Annotated in this window: 18 protein-coding genes and 1 tRNA gene; 1 reads left to right on the top strand and 18 read right to left on the bottom strand. The window is 41.4% G+C overall.

Annotated features, from left to right (window positions below):
• Window positions 1-72 precede the first annotated feature (72 nt).
• A tRNA-Glu gene (locus CUU64_RS17920) sits at window positions 73-144 on the top strand.
• 224 nt (window positions 145-368) lie between these two features.
• On the opposite strand, the gene CUU64_RS17915 is transcribed toward CUU64_RS17920, so the two are convergent.
• From CUU64_RS17915 to ispE, 18 genes are all read right to left on the bottom strand, one after another.
• Complete coding sequence (locus CUU64_RS17915) at window positions 369-815, bottom strand: S1 domain-containing RNA-binding protein (RefSeq protein ID WP_101635006.1); 447 nt, start codon at window positions 813-815, stop codon at window positions 369-371.
• Between the two features lie 79 nt (window positions 816-894).
• Window positions 895-1,257, bottom strand: coding sequence for an FtsB family cell division protein (locus CUU64_RS17910; RefSeq protein WP_308302392.1), 363 nt, complete (start codon window positions 1,255-1,257; stop codon window positions 895-897).
• 35 nt (window positions 1,258-1,292) lie between these two features.
• Entirely contained in the window at window positions 1,293-1,874 is a 582-nt protein-coding gene (yabQ, locus tag CUU64_RS17905; protein WP_374702736.1) for a spore cortex biosynthesis protein YabQ, read from the bottom strand.
• Between the two features lie 41 nt (window positions 1,875-1,915).
• Window positions 1,916-2,221 (bottom strand): sporulation protein YabP, encoded by a 306-nt coding sequence (gene yabP, locus CUU64_RS17900; RefSeq protein WP_101635002.1) that lies wholly within the window; start codon window positions 2,219-2,221, stop codon window positions 1,916-1,918.
• A 67-nt stretch (window positions 2,222-2,288) separates the two neighbouring features.
• Window positions 2,289-2,561, bottom strand: coding sequence for an RNA-binding S4 domain-containing protein (locus CUU64_RS17895; protein ID WP_101635011.1), 273 nt, complete (start codon window positions 2,559-2,561; stop codon window positions 2,289-2,291).
• Window positions 2,562-2,584: 23 nt separating this feature from the next.
• Complete coding sequence (gene yabN, locus CUU64_RS17890) at window positions 2,585-4,060, bottom strand: bifunctional methyltransferase/pyrophosphohydrolase YabN (RefSeq protein ID WP_101635001.1); 1,476 nt, start codon at window positions 4,058-4,060, stop codon at window positions 2,585-2,587.
• Window positions 4,061-4,074: 14 nt separating this feature from the next.
• The gene (locus tag CUU64_RS17885) at window positions 4,075-5,673 is read right to left on the bottom strand and encodes a putative polysaccharide biosynthesis protein (protein ID WP_101635000.1); all 1,599 of its coding nucleotides are present in this window, start codon (window positions 5,671-5,673) and stop codon (window positions 4,075-4,077) included.
• 186 nt (window positions 5,674-5,859) lie between these two features.
• A complete protein-coding gene (spoVT, locus tag CUU64_RS17880; RefSeq protein WP_101634999.1) occupies window positions 5,860-6,396 on the bottom strand; it encodes a stage V sporulation protein T in 537 nt (178 codons plus the stop codon).
• A 202-nt stretch (window positions 6,397-6,598) separates the two neighbouring features.
• The gene (gene mfd / locus CUU64_RS17875) at window positions 6,599-10,132 is read right to left on the bottom strand and encodes a transcription-repair coupling factor (protein ID WP_101634998.1); all 3,534 of its coding nucleotides are present in this window, start codon (window positions 10,130-10,132) and stop codon (window positions 6,599-6,601) included.
• A gap of 107 nt (window positions 10,133-10,239) precedes the next feature.
• Complete coding sequence (gene fin, locus CUU64_RS17870; RefSeq protein WP_101634997.1) at window positions 10,240-10,470, bottom strand: anti-sigma-F factor Fin; 231 nt, start codon at window positions 10,468-10,470, stop codon at window positions 10,240-10,242.
• A 94-nt stretch (window positions 10,471-10,564) separates the two neighbouring features.
• The gene (gene pth, locus CUU64_RS17865; protein ID WP_101634996.1) at window positions 10,565-11,125 is read right to left on the bottom strand and encodes an aminoacyl-tRNA hydrolase; all 561 of its coding nucleotides are present in this window, start codon (window positions 11,123-11,125) and stop codon (window positions 10,565-10,567) included.
• Between the two features lie 153 nt (window positions 11,126-11,278).
• Window positions 11,279-11,920, bottom strand: a complete 642-nt coding sequence (locus tag CUU64_RS17860; RefSeq protein ID WP_101634995.1) for a 50S ribosomal protein L25/general stress protein Ctc — start codon at window positions 11,918-11,920, stop codon at window positions 11,279-11,281.
• A gap of 175 nt (window positions 11,921-12,095) precedes the next feature.
• Window positions 12,096-13,049, bottom strand: coding sequence for a ribose-phosphate diphosphokinase (locus tag CUU64_RS17855; protein WP_101634994.1), 954 nt, complete (start codon window positions 13,047-13,049; stop codon window positions 12,096-12,098).
• A 19-nt stretch (window positions 13,050-13,068) separates the two neighbouring features.
• On the bottom strand, window positions 13,069-14,442 hold the full coding sequence (glmU, locus tag CUU64_RS17850; RefSeq protein ID WP_101634993.1) for a bifunctional UDP-N-acetylglucosamine diphosphorylase/glucosamine-1-phosphate N-acetyltransferase GlmU: 1,374 nt from the start codon (window positions 14,440-14,442) through the stop codon (window positions 13,069-13,071).
• A 239-nt stretch (window positions 14,443-14,681) separates the two neighbouring features.
• Window positions 14,682-14,975: a septation regulator SpoVG gene (gene spoVG, locus CUU64_RS17845; protein ID WP_101634992.1), complete on the bottom strand. Its 294-nt coding sequence runs from the start codon at window positions 14,973-14,975 to the stop codon at window positions 14,682-14,684.
• A gap of 198 nt (window positions 14,976-15,173) precedes the next feature.
• Window positions 15,174-15,551: a RidA family protein gene (locus tag CUU64_RS17840; RefSeq protein ID WP_180954662.1), complete on the bottom strand. Its 378-nt coding sequence runs from the start codon at window positions 15,549-15,551 to the stop codon at window positions 15,174-15,176.
• 28 nt (window positions 15,552-15,579) lie between these two features.
• A complete protein-coding gene (gene purR, locus CUU64_RS17835) occupies window positions 15,580-16,410 on the bottom strand; it encodes a pur operon repressor (protein ID WP_101634990.1) in 831 nt (276 codons plus the stop codon).
• Between the two features lie 63 nt (window positions 16,411-16,473).
• Window positions 16,474-17,343: a 4-(cytidine 5'-diphospho)-2-C-methyl-D-erythritol kinase gene (gene ispE, locus CUU64_RS17830; RefSeq protein WP_101634988.1), complete on the bottom strand. Its 870-nt coding sequence runs from the start codon at window positions 17,341-17,343 to the stop codon at window positions 16,474-16,476.
• Window positions 17,344-17,601 lie beyond the last annotated feature (258 nt).

The raw sequence follows: 17,601 nt of genomic DNA, 5'->3' as shown, positions 1-17,601 counted from the left end.
CGAGAGTAGGACGTTGCCAGGCAACCCCAAAAATTGGGGTTTTTATTTTGTCTTATATTCATGGTAAAATTTGGCCCGTTGGTCAAGCGGTTAAGACACCGCCCTTTCACGGCGGTAACACGGGTTCGAATCCCGTACGGGTCATTTACAAAACGGTACACCTCGAATGTTCGAGGTGTTTTTTTATATGTATGCTTGCATTTTTAAACTGGCATATAAGTCATTTGATAACCGTAAATAGCTTATTTAATTACATTAAAAACCGAAAACAAAGAAGGCAGACTTCCTTGTAAATGGAGAGTCTGCCTTTATATATATCAATGAAAAATTTATAGGAAAATTGCTTAACTTTTTTTTCAGCAGCAGGTTTACCCGCGTCTTCCTCCTCTGCCTCCCCGTTTGGTTTCGGTATTACGCTTGAGAGAGGATAAGCGGTCTTCACTATCTTTTAAGAAACGCGCCATTTTTTGTTCAAAGTTTTCTTTGGGACGGAAATTATCCTTTGAACGGAAGTCCTTGGAACGATTGTCATTTCCTCTTCCATGGCGTGGGCGTTGTGTATAAGAAGACTGTCCTTCTGGCCTGTCTTTTGCCTTTTTGATAGATAAGCCGATTTTACCGTTATCAATATTGATGACTTTGACTTCTACCTGGTCACCAACTTTGAGATGATCATTGATGTCTTTTACATAATTGTCAGCGACCTCGCTGATATGAACAAGGCCAGTAGACCCTTCCGGCAACTCGACGAACGCCCCAAAATTAGTAATGCCTGTTACTTTACCCTGTAACTTGCTGCCTACTTCAATTGACATAAAAAAAATGTTCCTCCTTAGAAATGTTAAAACTCACTTTATATTATATTATAACGAAAGGAAAAAAACAGTGTCAATATCAGTCACTGTCTTCCTTTTTTTTAGGCAGATTAAAAATAATTTCACCTTTATCGGATAAAAAGTAATCTCTTCTGGCCAATTTGGCGATATATTCTTCATCGTTGAGTTTGACAATTTCTTCGTTTAACAGCTCTTCACTTCTTTTAAGCTCCGCAAGCTTTTGTTCCAACTGTTCTTTCTTTTGTTCCTTTTCCTCTAATGCAGCGGCCTGTGATATCATCGCAGAGACAGCCAGGACAGAAAGAATGGCAGCACAAACGGCGTATAAAGTTAGCCGGCGAACGAGGCCGCGCTTTTTATTGACCACTGCTTGTACCTGCTTTTCGTGCTGCTGTACAAAAGGTGATTCGATTTTCGCCACGTTCCTCTTCCTGAGGCTCCCCATTTTATCACTCCTTATTTATTTCTCCACTTCTCTACAGTTCTCTTAATAAATTTCTTTATTTTGTAAAAAAATCCTGTAATTCTATTATAAATCTTCCCAATGTTTTTTGTAACAGATTTCGGCAGTAAATTCCAAACTTCCGTAAATATCCAGATGATCGGTTTTGTAATGATTTTAACAACTGAGTATATCATCTTCAGAAACCAGCAAAAAAGAGAATAAATCCCTTTAACCAGGCCAGTTATCAAAAGTATAATTCCGCTTACCAACCATTTTATCGGATGGTATATGAGAGTTTGAAATGATTTTATAAAAAAGTTTGCCGTCACAATAATTAAATGGATTACTGCTTCCAGGCATTTTAAAAATACGCCTTTCATTAGAGCCTGGTACGCAGAAAAACCACAAAACAAAGCAACAAAAGAATATAACCTTAGTTCTCCTTCATTAACCAAAAACAAAACATAAAAAATGATTAAACCTTGGACGATCCAAAAAAGAAAATCATTGATAAAAACAATCCAGCTTTTCCTCTTTGACCTCTGTAAAAAACGATTGTACGTATCCAGGGCAGCCCCAAAATAACTGCCCATCCCAATCATCGCCAAAAGAGTGTAAAATTGTACGGTTAACGTCATTTGAACAACTTGCCAAAGAACCCTTTAGCCTTTTCTCCTGATTGGTCGTCCAAGTATACGAGATCAAAGATTTTTCCTTTAATGGACACGATTCCTTTATCGACGTCAAGATTTTTCATTTGCAGGTTCTGGCCCCTAATCGATAAAAACCCCATGACGGTCTCTAGCAGGAATTCCTCGTTATCGAAACTTTCTACTTGTTTAACGCCAGTTATTTCCAACAAGCGGCGCCCTCTCATTACCACATCATGTTCTGGAACTGCCTTTGTACTGTTTTGTGCCGGGTCAAAATATTGGCTCATTCTCATCCCTCACATTAACACATTTTGTACAAGTATATGTGTAAGTAAGGGAATTAGAACAAGCCTGTTACAGCGGGTTCTCTTCAACTGTTTTCTCTTCCTTGATGACGGTGTACATATCAGCAGCTTCTTCTTTTTTTGTTGTATCCTGAATTCGATTGATGACAACCGTAACTTTTTTCTGCCCAAACTGGACGGACAATTCATCTCCGACCTTAACGGTTGAACTAGCCTTTGCCTGTTGGCCGTTTATAAAAACTCTTCCCTTATCGGCAACTTCCTTGGCAAGTGTACGTCGCTTAATCAATCTTGAAACCTTAAGAAATTTATCCAATCTCATTGTCATATTAATTAGTTCCCACCTTAATATCCCTTTGTTTTTGCTTCTTCCCACCATTGGTCTAATTGGTCTAGGGAAAAATCATCAAAGCTTTTGCCGCTTTGTTTGACCCGGTTCTCTATATATGTAAAGCGATTGTAGAACTTCCGGTTTGTGGCGTTCATTGCCTCTTCCGCCTGTATTCCATAAAACCTAGCTACATTCACAAGTGCAAAGAAGAGATCGCCAAGCTCATTCTTGATCTTTTCTATATTGTGGTCCATCTTCAGTTCGATTTCAAGTTCCGCTACTTCCTCTTTTACTTTTTCTAGGGCTCCCTCGATATCCGGCCAATCAAATCCTACTTTAGCGGCACGCTTTTGCAATTCATGACCTCGGATAAGGCTCGGCAGTGACTTGCCTACATCATAAAGCAAAGATTTTTTATTTGATTCCTTCCCCAATTTCTCTTCAGCTTTGATCTCTTGCCAGTTTTTCAAGACATCCTCGGTTCCTGATACTTTTACATCTCCAAAAACATGCGGGTGCCGGCGTACCATTTTTGCAGAAATTTCTTCTACAACATCATCTATGGTAAACATTCCTTCATCTTCGGCTATTTGGGAATGCAGCAGTACCTGAAGTAACACATCACCAAGCTCTCCAATCATTGATTCGTCATCTTCATCATCGATAGCATCAATCAATTCATAAGCTTCCTCAATTAAGTAGGGCTTCAAACTGGCATGAGTTTGTTTTTTATCCCAAGGACATCCATCTGGTCCCCTTAGCTGTGCAATGATTTCTCGCAATTTAGAGAATTCCTTATAAAGGTGTGCTTCATTTGTAACGGGAGGAACATAAACACTAGTTACATTGCTTAATTCCTCCATATTCCTGTCCAATTCATACAGAGGTACTTTCTTTATGGTTTGGTCTTTACTTCCGGCAGCTCTTACTATCATCACTTCATGATCATCCGGCAGCTTCTCCATTAAGGTCAGCTTCACATCTGAAGCCGTAAATTGATCATACACCTGTCCAATTATCATATGCTGGTCTGTTTTTAGATCATCCCGTGAAAGAGCCGTGCCATCCAACAGTTGAAATCCGTCAATCGGATCAATTTTTACAGCAAGGAATAAAGCATCTAGGAAGCTTTGTCCACCTTCCATTTTTATTTCGATATCGCGTTTTGGCCCTTTCTCCAACAACAGCTGAACCGTTTTCTCTGCTACCATGGGGTGTCCGGGCACTGCATAAACAACGTCTTCCTGTCCTGCCCTGTCAAGAACGATTTCTGATATCTCTTCATATACCATTTCAAACGTGTCGTATTTTTCATAAATTTTATCAAAGCTCTCAAATAATAAACCTTCGGCGGCCAATTCATTGACAACAGGGTGATCCATCGTGCGCACCAGGCAATTCGAAGCATTTTTTAGCCTTTTATAGACGCCAAGAGGAAGCTGATCTAAATCACCGGCTCCCAGGCCTATGATGGTTATTGCATTTCCCATTTTAATTAATCCCTTCATGATTTGTTTTTTGGCAATAAAAATGCCAGTTTAGTTCCAAAAGGTACCATATACAGTTCACTGCTAGTGAACATTCCCTGGCGTATAATTACAGCTATAAACAGGAATCCACCAACAGCCGCACTACCCAATGCCTGGAACGCAGCGATACTTCTGCTGATACCGATTTGTCCAAGGATTCCGTTAACAAGCTCATTAATCAGAAAAAGTACCATCGTCATCGATAATGTTGCAATCAGGAGAATCCACAACTGTTTTTTATCAAAAAATGGCTGACTAACCCTCTTTTTTAAAACTATGAACAACAGAAAAGACATTAGAAAAAAACCAAGGACCGTAGCGAGGGCAGCGCCCATTATTTGATACTGTGGTACTAACAACAGGTTTAAAAACCACTTGGTTAGAATACCCGCTAATAGAATTAGCATCGTTTCCATGGTATGGCCCATACTTTGCAATACCGAGGCTTGGGCCATAATTAAAGAAGTGAAAAGTATGGAAACAGACAGGACAGCAAGCGTCGATGATCCTTTCGTGTCTGTAAAAAGCATATAATTAACAGGCTCCATAATGCAAATCAGGCCGATGGAAGCTGCTGTTCCAAACGTCAGGCTTATGATTAACACCAATTTAATCATATGGTTGATTTCACTTTTTTTCCTCTTGGCTATATATCCTGATAGTACGGGCACGAGAGATAGAGCAATTGAATTGGAAACCACTGTTCCAAGCTGGATCAGCGGTTGGCCTCTGTCATATATACCTTTCCATTCCTTAGCCGACACTGTTCCTAAACCGCTTTTTCTTAGTAGCATATAAAGGTTCATGGAATCGACAAGTTGGAACAAGACCAGGATCAAGCTTGTAACACTAAATGTTACACCATATAAAAAAATGGTTTTTGCCACGGTTAAGATGCGACCTGTCCGCAATCCGGATTGCATTACGTTGTTCCAGTCTTTCCTGACCGACATAAATGTTATCAGAACGATAATTCCCATGACCCCGCCTATCACTGAACCAAAAACAGCTCCTGCTCCTGCTTGATATAATGAATATCCTTGTTCAATAAGGATAAAAGAGAGCAACAGGATTGCACCCACACGTACCAGTTGTTCAGAAACCTGGGATACCGCTGTCGGGACCATATCATATATTCCTTGATAATACCCTCTCGCTACGGAAACGATGGGCATTATCAAAAAGGAGAACGCGGCTATCTGAATGAGTTGAACCAGACGGTGATCATTCATCTGGCCTGCAATAAATTCAGCACCAAAATAAAGGGCCAAAAAGAATAGCATGCCCATCACACTTAATAGGGCCAATGATGTCAGCATTATTTCCTTTAGCGTTATTTTAGAATCATGCCGTTCTGCAACCATTTTTGATATTGCCATCGGAAAACCGAGGGTTGATAATGCAACCGCAATACCATAAAAAGGGTAAACCTGTTGATATATATAAAATCCGATATCACCCGCAATATTCTGGTATGGAATCCTGTACAGCGCGCTAAGAATCTTCATGAAAATAGAAGCAACACTCAGGATTACAGCTCCCCTAAACAGCTCTTTTGTCGAATTCACAGCCATCCCCAATTCCCTTCTATCTACGATGTGGTTGTATTATAACATAAGAACCTTCACGGGCAGTCTCCTGGTATGGTGACAAGTTAAACCATTGGGGGGTCATACCCCCTTTGACAAATTTAAAGGGCAGCTGAGCGCTGCCCTGTTTTATTACGTATGTAAGCGGAGTCCTACAAGAGGCCCGCCTATTTATGATTCCATCTGTCTTGCCAAAAATCCCGCTGCTGTTTCTACTGCTTTTTGTTCCACTTCACCTACTGTACCTTCTTTAGAGTAAATGACTACTGCCCCAATTGGATCACCGTTTGCAACGATTGGTCCGATTGTATAAGATTGTACGTCTTCATCATTTCCCTCGACCAAAGCGATGGTGCCTGTCTTAGTCTCAATTGTAGAACTACGGTCTTCCATTGACTTTTCCACTAGATCACTGATGCTTTTATTAAGATAATCTTTTTTAGAACCGCCAGCAACAGCGATGAATGTATCACGATCACAGATTAAAACTGGGTTGCCCAGGCTATCATATAAAGCTTCTGCGTATTCTTTAGCAAAATCACTTAATTCACTGATTGGAGAGTATTTTTTTAGAATCACTTCTCCGTCCCTGTCTACAAAGATCTCTAATGGGTCTCCTTCTCGGATGCGAAGAGTCCTGCGGATCTCTTTTGGAATAACAACTCTTCCTAAATCATCAATTCGGCGAACGATACCAGTTGCTTTCATCTTGTGTTGCCTCACTTTCATCTAAATTGATTTTGGTGATGATTATGATTCCACCCTTTTTCTAAAACCATTACCATTCTTGAACTTATTATTTTTCTTATGGAAAGTTCTATACATTTTACCCTTAATTTTTCTTTCCTATGGCAGGTCCCAGGCGAGGGCATTGTCTGGGACCTTAACATAGTATCAGGGTTTGTCAGGATTATGCGGTTGTTTGATTCTCCCGTTTTACGTCCTGTAACCCTTTGACCAGCTCAAACAAAACTTGAAGCCACTTATCGGCGGCGACCCCCTTGGTATGGAGAACGAGCTTCATCCTATTTCCTTCCATGCCAAGGCCAATCATCCGCCCGTATTTGGAACCTAATGTAAATACTTTCTGGCCATCTATATTGCTGCTTGCTTTTTCAGAGATGAGTATGGAAACATCCTGCTTCACCTGCTTAATACTTTCAATCCCTGCCTGGATAGCAAAAATCTTTGCCTCGGCAATTAAGAATAAGTAAGCAACCTGTTCTGGATATTCTCCAAAACGATCGAGCATTTCTTCCTGGAGCTCTTCTAATTCCTCAAGCGATGAAATACCTCTGAACCTTTTATACATCTCAATCTTTTGGTGTCCGTCAGAAATATATGAATCAGGGATGTAGGCATCTACATCGAGATCAATTTCAAGTCGAGGATGTTCTTCCACAGGCTTATCAGTCTTCCGTGCTTCGACTGCTTCCTTCAGCATTTGTGAGTATAAATCAAACCCGACGGAATCAATAAACCCATGCTGTTCTGCCCCTAGCAAGTTCCCCGCTCCCCGGATGGATAAATCGCGCATCGCAATTTTGAAGCCCGACCCCAATTCAGTGAATTCCTTTATTGCCTGTAGCCTTTTTTCAGCAACTTCGGTAAGCACCTTGTCCTTCCGGTATGTGAAATAAGCATAGGCAACCCGATTGGAACGCCCTACACGTCCACGAAGCTGATAAAGCTGGGAAAGCCCCATTCGATCGGCATCATGAACAATCAGCGTATTGACATTTGGGATGTCAACGCCGGTTTCAATTATGGTTGTACTGACCAGTACATCGTATTCTCCTTCCAAAAAACCGAACATTACAGATTCCAATTCTTGCTCGGTCATTTTGCCGTGGGCAAAGGTTACACGGGCATCCGGGACCAACATGGAAATTTCTTCTGCTTTTCTTGCTATATCTTCTACCCTGTTGTAAAGGAAATAAACCTGACCATCCCGGGCCAATTCTCTCTCGATTGCTTCCCGAACAAGGCCTCCGTTATATTCCATCACATAGGTTTGTACAGGAAAGCGGTTTTCTGGAGGAGTCTCGATCACGGACAGATCCCTAACACCCAGCATGGACATATGAAGTGTTCTTGGAATTGGAGTCGCTGTCAACGTCAGCACATCTACATTCGTTTTAAGACGTTTGATCTTTTCCTTATGTGTTACGCCAAATCGTTGTTCTTCGTCGATGATCAAAAGCCCAAGGTCATGATAAGTGATGTCTTTTGACAGAAGCCGATGAGTACCGACCACAATGTCTACGGATCCCGCTTTTAACCCCTTGGTGGTTTCTGTTTGTTGTTTTCTTGTACGGAACCTGCTTAAAAGCCCAATATTGATCGGATAATCCTGGAATCGCTCCCTTAGTGTTTCAAAATGCTGCTGAGCTAATATAGTTGTTGGTACAAGGAAGGCGACCTGCTTTCCATCCATGATAGCCTTGAAAGCTGCCCTGATCGCCACTTCAGTCTTCCCATACCCTACATCGCCACATAGAAGACGATCCATTGGCCTCAATCGCTCCATATCCCTTTTAATTTCATGGATGGAGCGGATTTGGTCTTCCGTTTCATTATAAACAAATGCTGATTCAAATTCTCTTTGCATATCTCCGTCAGGCGAAAAGGCATAGCCTTGTGCTGCTTCCCGCTCGGCATAAAGCTTAATCAAGTCATCCGCAATATTTTGAACGGATGACTGTACCTTGCTTTTTACGCGTTTCCATTCACTTCCGCCAAGTTTATACAGCTTGGGCTCTTTTCCTTCAGATCCGACATACTTTTGAACTAAATCAATTTGGTCTACAGGAACATAAAGCTTGTCATCACCTTGGTAACGGATATGGAGATAGTCTTTATGGATACCGTTTATGCTGAGAGTTTCAATCCCGAGGTACTTGCCAATCCCATGATTAACGTGTACAACATAGTCGCCCACCTTAAGCTCTGAATAGCTTTTAATCCTCTCCGCATTGGAGAGCTTTTGCCGTCTGATGGACTTTTTCGTTTTTTTATTAAATAGCTCCTGCTCCGTGATTACAGCAATCTTCTGCATCGGGAGTTCAAATCCGCTGTTTAAATTTCCTTTTAGAATTTGAATTTTCCCAGGAAGAATGCTGCTGTCTTCTGAAAGCTCCGCAGCTTCAATTTCATAATCATCCAGCACGCGGGTCAATTTCTTTACTCTTTCCTCATCTGGCCCAAGGACTACAACGGCAAATTTCCCTTTTTTCCATCGCTCGATTTCGGATTTAAACATATGCATTTGCCCATGGAAATTCTGCATTTGTTTGCAAGTAAAGTTCAGGATGTTTTGCGGATTGGTATGCGGAACATGCCGTAAAAAAAGAGACAGATATACAAACGGCCGCCTGGAACCCATAATTAAATCAGGCAACCTATGGGACAATTTGATATCGTGTATGACCCGCCCCTCGCTTAATAGGTCGGTATACCACTGTGCTTCTTCCTTTTCAAGCGATTCATTGATTTCCTGTATCCTGCTAATTTCGTCCAGTATTACGACCCCTCCTGCGGGAAGGTAATCTATCAAACTAGCTGGCGTTTCATATGCAAGGCTCATATATTTGAAAATTTGATCCGGCGTGGATCCATTTTTCAACTGCTCCAATTCATGACCAATGGTTTGGACCATTTGTTCCTTTGCTTTTTCATCCTTTAGTTTCTTTAAACTCTTGCTAAGCCCGTTTTCAAGCTTTTCAATAATGCTTTTAATATGCGCAGCCTCCAGCAATGCCTCGGTAACAGGACCAATTAAAACTGACGACCTCTTTTCCATGGAACGCTGATCTTCTACCCGAAATGACCTGATGGATTCGATTTCTGTATCGAATAGCTCAATACGAACCGGGTTGTTTTCAGTAATGGGGTAAATATCAATAATCCCACCCCTCAAGCTGAATTCACCTGGGGAAGTGACCATGTCCCCCCTTTGATATCCCATAGAAACGAATGTATTCAATGTTTCATCTAAATCAAGGTCATCCCCAGCCTTTAAGGTAATCTGAAACTTTTTCCATACATCCTTAGGCGGCAATATTTTACGAAGGCCGGGGATCGGAACAATAACGATCCCTTTAGTAGATCCGGACCAGTAATTTAAGGCCTCAATCCGTTGGGCACGGAGCTCCGGACTCGCCACACTCAATTCTGCAGCGATCAGTTCATTTGCAGGGTATATATATAATTCCTCTTCGCGTAAAAAACCAGATAGATCCTCATACAACTTTTGCGCTTGCAGAAGATTATGTGTAACTACTAATATGGGTCGGTTTGTCTCTTCGTAAACCGAAGCTATCAGCAATGATCTTGAAGATCCTGACAAACCTGCTATCAATTGTTCCCTCAGTCCTTCATCTATACCAGAAATCAATGATTTCAAATCATCATTCTGTTGGAACAAGTCCTTTAATCCATTCATATGTGTCCCTCCTCTCCATTTTATAAAAAACTCATTTCGGACAATAATTGAAATAAAAAAGGAAAATAAACGGAAAAATGCTTTGGATTCCCCAAAGCTCCTCCCGCTTATTGAATTATAAAATCATGCTGGTGAAGATCTGGATTCCTCAATAATGATTCCTGGCAGTCTTCACATATCGCTTTCACATGTATATCTCCAGCAGAATCATATGAGATCATTTCCTGACGTTCTTCATTAGTCAGCTGATGAAATCCCAACCGATCCGAATCCAGCTTGTGCTCCCGTATAGTCCCAAGCTTCGTCGAACAATGCCTGCAATAGTAATGGAGAGCCATCCAATAACCCCCTATTTCGCTTAATATGCTTAGTATAAACCGAAATAGGAAAGTCCTATTCATTGCAGACAGCATAATTTTAAAGCCAGAAGATTTATTGATTATATTCATTCATTATCTGTAAAAATGGTTTTCTTGTCCACTGTTCACATGCTTCTGCACATCTTTCCGCTACTTTGCGCATCTCGCCCCATTCATCCTGAGAAAAGCGACCTAGAACATAATCTACTACCGGCATCCTGCCAATAGGGCGCCCAATCCCGATTCTAATCCGGTTAAATTCCTGGCTATCAAGATGAGCTATTGTGGATTTAATCCCATTATGACCACCTGCACTTCCCTTTTGGCGCAATCGAATCCTGCCTACAGGCAAATCGAGGTCATCATACAGAACAACGATATCTTCACGTTCCACTTTAAAGAAATTCATTACCGCCGAGATGGATTCCCCCGACAGATTCATATATGTCAGCGGCTTAAGCAATAACACTTTCTCGCCATTTACCATTCCAGTTCCATATATTCCTTTATGCTTAGCCTGATCCAATGGAATTTGCCACAGCTCTGATAATCGATCGATCACTTCAAAACCTATATTATGTCTTGTTTTATCATATTGTTTACCTGGATTTCCTAATCCAACAAAAATTTTCATCAACACTCACCGTCTTTACCAAGAAAATCGTAACTTTCTTTCCATTTTAAAACAAGCGGCTCAAGACCTACAGCAAACTCTACTATATGAACTATAAAAGACGTAACCTGGATCGGTTACGCCCATTATACCATGATTATTTCATCATTTGCCTCATTCTGATTCTGGTGAAGGAGGTGTTTCACGGCCCTCCTCATTTTCAGGGATTCCTCCGTCCTGCTGTTCACCGGTGCTGATTTCTTCTTCCTGTTTAGGAGGAAGGACAGATGCAATCACTTCTTCATCTTCATGATTAATACCGATCCGGTAATTTCCTTTAATATCTCCAATTGTAATCACGGAACCTACCTGTAGGTCAGTGACATCCACATTAATTGCCTCCGGAATTTCCTTTGGTTTTGCGGATACAGATACTTCGTGGAGGGATTGCTGCAGCACACCTCCGTCTTTCACACCGTTTGATTCACCGACGAGCTGTACTCTGACTTGTGCATTTATTTCTGTAGACATATCAACAACGAGAAAATCCGCGTGAAGTACCTCATGTTTTAACGGGTCTATTTGGTAATCCGTGAGCATGACATTGTGATTAGTTCCACCGAGGTCCAAGGAAATGATCCCGTTTCTGCCCACTTCTTTTATGGTTTTTTGTAATTCTGCGCTGTTTACTGATATTGCTGTACTCCCATTCTTGTTTCCGTATAACACAGCAGGGATCTCGCCATTTTCCCTAAGCATGGTCAGATTAGACCTACGATGGCCTGTACGCTCTTTAGCAGCTAACAAATTGCTCAATTTCTGACACCTTCCCTTATAGAATTTCGATCGCTATTATTTAAAAATGCCCTATTTTTGGAAAGGCTAAACATAGTTTTTTAAGGAAGTACCAAACACAAACAAACAGCAAGAAAAAGGCTTGCCTCTTTGGCAAACCTTTTCCACTAAGAAACTTATTTTCTCAATACGTCTTTTAATCAAATAACGTGCTCACAGATTGCTCTTCATGGACACGTATAATAGCTTCCCCAATCAGAGGGGCCACAGACAATTCAACAATCTTGTCGATTTTTTTGTCTTCGCTTAGCGCGATTGTGTTTGTAACAACCAGCTCTTTAATTCTTGAGTTTCGGATTCGTTCAATCGCTGGGCCTGAGAGTACCGGATGTGTACAGCACGCATAAACTTCAGCAGCGCCATTTTCTACTAGGGCATTGGCAGCCAAAGTAATCGTACCGGCAGTGTCAATGATGTCATCAATCAGAATCGCTGTTTTCCCCTCAATATTCCCAACGATATTCATGACTTCAGCAACATTTGGGCGCGGACGGCGTTTATCGATAATCGCAATCGGTGCCTTTAAGCGATCCGCCATCTTGCGAGCACGGACAACACCGCCATGGTCTGGAGACACAATGATAATATCTTGTAGATTTTTTGCCTTAAAGTAATCAGCAAGAATTGGTACACCCATCAAGTGGTCGATCAGGATATCAAAAAATCCCTGAATTTGTGGAGCATGTAGATCCAAAGTAATAACGCGGGTTGCGCCTGCTGTTTCCAACAGATTCGCCACTAACTTGGCAGTAATCGGTTCACGTGCACGTGCTTTTCTGTCCTGGCGTGCATACCCATAATACGGCATTACAATATTAATTGTTTTAGCAGAAGCACGCTTAAGGGCATCAATCATGATTAGGAGTTCCATGATATGCTCATTGACAGGCGCACTTGTAGATTGGATGACAAACACATCACAACCGCGGATGCTTTCTTCAATATTTATCTGAATTTCACCGTCGCTAAAACGGGTGACAGAACATTTACCAAGTTCCACACCAATTGATTTAGCTATTTCTTGAGCTAAATTTAGGTTGGAATTGAGAGAGAAGACTTTCAAATTTGGATCTAAATACTGATTGGACATTACGGACCTCCACCTGATTTTATTTATTGATATTTAAATTCTGGACGTAATTTTCCTTGTTTACTTGACGGGCGCGGGCAATGGAAAGTGCCTCGCCGGGAACATCTTCGGTAATCGTAGAACCGGCAGCCACATAAGCGTTTTTACCGATTGTCACCGGTGCGACTAAATTAGAATTACAACCAACGAACACACCGTCTTCAATTTTGGTCAGATACTTGTTTTTTCCGTCATAGTTTACTGTGATCGATCCACAACCAATATTCACGGCTTCCCCAACTTCAGCATCTCCAATGTAGCTTAAGTGGGAAGCTTTACTGCCTTTGCCGAAAATCGTTTTCTTAATCTCGACGAAGTTTCCAATCTTCACTTCGTCATGAATGTTTGATTGAGGACGAATATGTGCAAATGGGCCAATATTGACATTCGAACCGATTTGGCTGTCATGGGCAACAGATTGCCGTATGACCGTATTGTTTCCAATCTCACAATCTTTAATTTCAGAGTGCGGTCCTATCATGCAATCTTCACCGATCCTGCTGCTTCCCATAATCATGGTACCCGGATATATAACCGTATCCTGCCCGATCATAACATCTGTTTCTATATACGTATTGTCTGGGTCAATGATGGAAACTCCGTTCCTCATATGATATTCATTTATGCGCCTTTTTAATATTCTTTCTGCTTGAGCCAGGGCTACCCGGTCATTAACACCCAGCGTTTCTTCAAAGTCGCCAGTCATGTAAGCGGTGACTGTTTCACCTTGTTTTTTCAGGATTTCTATTACATCAGGAAGATAGTATTCTCCCTGCGCATTTTCATTCGACACATTTTTTAATACTTCGAAGAGGGCTTTATTATCAAAGCAATAGGTACCGGTATTGATTTCTTTAATTTCCCGTTCCTCTTCGGTGGCATCTTTATGCTCTATAATCTTCTCTACATGGCCTTCTTTATTACGAATCACTCTTCCATATCCAGTAGGGTTGTCAGTCGTAGCCGTCAAGACAGTTGCTTTTGCCTTCAGTTCTTCATGTTGCTTGATAAGAGCTGACATAGTTTCAGCCTTAATGAGTGGAGTATCTCCACAAATCACTAATGTTGTACCGTCCTTGCCAGATAATTGGCTTCCTGCCTGCATAACCGCATGTGCCGTACCTAATTGCTGCTCCTGTAGGGCATATTGGCATGCATCCCCTAACTGCTCCTTTACGAGCTCAGCTCCATGCCCAATTATGGTAACGATTTGTTCTATATTAAGTTCACCCACTTGGTCAACTACATGCTGTACCATAGGTTTTCCGCAAACAGGGTGCAGAACCTTATAAAGCTTGGATTTCATTCTGGTACCTTGTCCCGCGGCCAAAATTATTGCGTAACGATTACTCATCATAGGCCTCCATTTTTACCTTTTTATCCATTAAAGATATTATAGTAAAACCGGCTGCTTTTCAAGGGGTCGGTATAAAGTACATATTTTTGTTAGATAATCACATCAAGGATTACTCTTTTTTTGTGATAAGAAAGATATTTAGAGAGGAGGTTTATTAGGGGAAAAACAAGGGAAATAAGCAAATAAAAAGAGCCTTACTTGGGAAGTAGGCTCTTGATGCCAAATCTTTTAATAATTTAGGAAGCTCCAGCTTCTTCTAATTCTACTACTTCTAATTCTCCTAAACGATGGTATTCTGCCAAAACTGCTTCCTGGATTTTCCCGCGTGTAGAGGAATTAATTGGGTGGGCAATATCCCGGAACTCTCCATCCGGAGTACGTTTGCTCGGCATAGCAACAAATAAACCGTTATTGCCATCAATTACACGAATATCGTGAACAACAAATTCATTATCCAAAGTAATGGAGGCAATTGCTCTCATGCGGCCGTCCGTAGCTACGCGGCGCAACCTTACATCAGTCACTTCCATCTATGTTCACCACCTTTCCTCCCATAATAAAACCTTAAACTAAATATTCAACAATCACCTTACATTCTCCTTCTAACAAATGTAAAATTTTTTAAAAAATTGGAACAAATTTTTTTACAGGTAATTTTTCGAACAAATAGATTCGGGTTTTTCAATTCTGGCGGTTTAAAAAGGCATCGTTTTAAAAAACGCCTGTGATTATTTCACAAGCGCTACAACTTCAATTTCAACCAGCGCATCTTTGGGAAGGCGTGCTACCTCTACCGTTGATCTAGCTGGTTTATGATTTGAAAAATATTGGCCATACACTTCATTTATTGCCGCAAATTCATCCATATTTTTAATAAAAACAGTTGTCTTTATTACGGTTTCCAAGGATGCTCCAGCCTCTTCGAGAACAGCCTTGAGGTTATTAAACACCTGATGTGTCTGGGCCTCAACATTTCCGTCAACCATTGCACCTTCAGCCGTTAATGCGATTTGGCCAGAGCTATAAAACATATTGTTTACCACGATTCCTTGTGAATAAGGTCCTATCGCTGCCGGAGCGTTATTTGTATGTACAACTTTCATAATAGTAGTCCTCCTCTTATTTTCATGCTGCTTAGTTCGAGCTTGTTTTAATAAAGTAATTTCCATGACTTACGTTTATCTTTTTATCCTTTTCATCTACACCTGATAAAGTAATCAAGGAAAGATAATTGTTTACTAAACGTTCTTCTGTCTTTTCGGATTCAACTAGAACGGAAATGCCAGCTACAGAGGCATTAAATTCCTCCAACAGGCTGACCATTCCATTTATGGTGCCTCCAGCTTTCATAAAGTCATCTACGATAAGTACATTAGAACCTTCAGCCAGGCTTCGTTTGGATAACACCATTGTCTGAATCCGCTTTGAAGATCCCGATACATAGTTAATAGAGACAGTGGATCCTTCCGTTACCTTGTTATTTCGGCGGACTATTACAACAGGAACATTTAAATAATTCGCCACCGCATACGCCAATGGAATCCCCTTAGTAGCCATCGTCATGATTACATCTACTTTTCTTTCCGAAAAGGCTGCCGCAATAATTCTGCCCGCTTTGTTCACAAACTGTGGTTGACCGAGGATATCAGTCATATACAAATATCCCCCAGGCAGAAGACGTTCGGGGCTGGCAATAATTCCACACATCTCATCAATAAAGCTTGAGGCTTCTTCTCGCGGGATGCCGACGACATACCTGACACCGCCTGCAGCACCAGGAACTGTGTGAAGCGAACCTATTCCACGGGATTCAAATGTCTCTTTAATAATGGATAAGTCTTCACTTATCGAAGATTTAGCAGAGCTGTATCTTTCAGCAAAAATGGTGAGCGAAACGAGTTGGCCGGGATGCTCCAATAAATAATTGGTCATATCTACAAGCCTCTCGCTGCGGCGAAACTTCATGGTGCACCTCCTCCCGTCAATAATTTCCGAATATTTAAAGATAATATATCATTAATGTACGGCTTATTCAAGGGAGTTTCGGTCTCCCAGCAATCGAACCGCATACACCTGATGGCAAAAACCCCTAAGTCCGTTATAGATTCGTTGCATTCTGGAATCGTGCTCGACCAATCCAAATACGGTAGGGCCGCTTCCACTCATCAATACGGCATCCGCGCCAAATGTCTTCATTTGGTCTTTGATATTGGCGACTTCAGGATATAGCGGCAGGGTCACTTCCTCCAAAATATTGCCCACATTTCGGCATAGCTGGTTATAGTCATGGTCTTTAATGGCTGACAACATCTCTAACACATCCGGATGTCCTGCATTTTCCAGTCTAAGCCGTTTATAAACATCCGCAGTCGACACACCGATTGTCGGCTTGGCGAGAATTACCCAGCACTTTGGGGGAGCAGGCAGATGGGTGATTTTTTCACCTCTGCCTTTTGCTAAGGCAGTGCCGCCATATACACAAAATGATACATCAGATCCGATTTCCGCTCCAATTACCGCAAGTTCATCCAGCGATAGCCCTAGATCCCACAACCGGTTCAGCCCCCTTAGCGTAGCTGCTGCGTCACTGCTTCCTCCTGCAAGGCCCGCAGCCACCGGAATGTTTTTTTCTATCGCAATGGATACTCCTTTGTTTATTGAAAACCGTTCTTTTAATAATAACGCGGCCTGGTACGCAAGGTTTCGATTATCATCAGGTACAAAGCGATTATGGGATATAATACGGATGTCGCCATCACGGTTCTCAGTTAATTCTATCCTGTCGGCCAGATCCACGGTAGTCATGACCATTTCTACCTCATGGTACCCATCAGGCCGCTTAAAAAGCACATCAAGCGCCAAATTAATTTTAGCGGGTGCTTTCTCCATAAGCTTCAATATTTCCACCTACTTTAACGTTCTAAAAAGCTCTTGCCCTATTTTATCATACATGAATCCATTCTAAATGTTTTGTACGGTTATTTTCAATGTAAGGAGTATCAATTTTTAAGGATAAAGCCGCTAACCCTTAAAATAGAAAGAGGCTAGATTCCTTCTGGAGGACCCATCGTTGGGGAACCTGAAGAAACCTAGCCTCATTTATCTACTTGCGTCCAGCATCAGCAGCGTTCTATTTGAAACTAGTTTCCAAAAAGG

The sequence above is a fragment of the Bacillus sp. V5-8f genome (assembly GCF_002863565.1).
Taxonomy (GTDB): domain Bacteria; phylum Bacillota; class Bacilli; order Bacillales; family DSM-1321; genus Peribacillus.
This window is presented reverse-complemented; position numbering and strand designations above follow the sequence as displayed.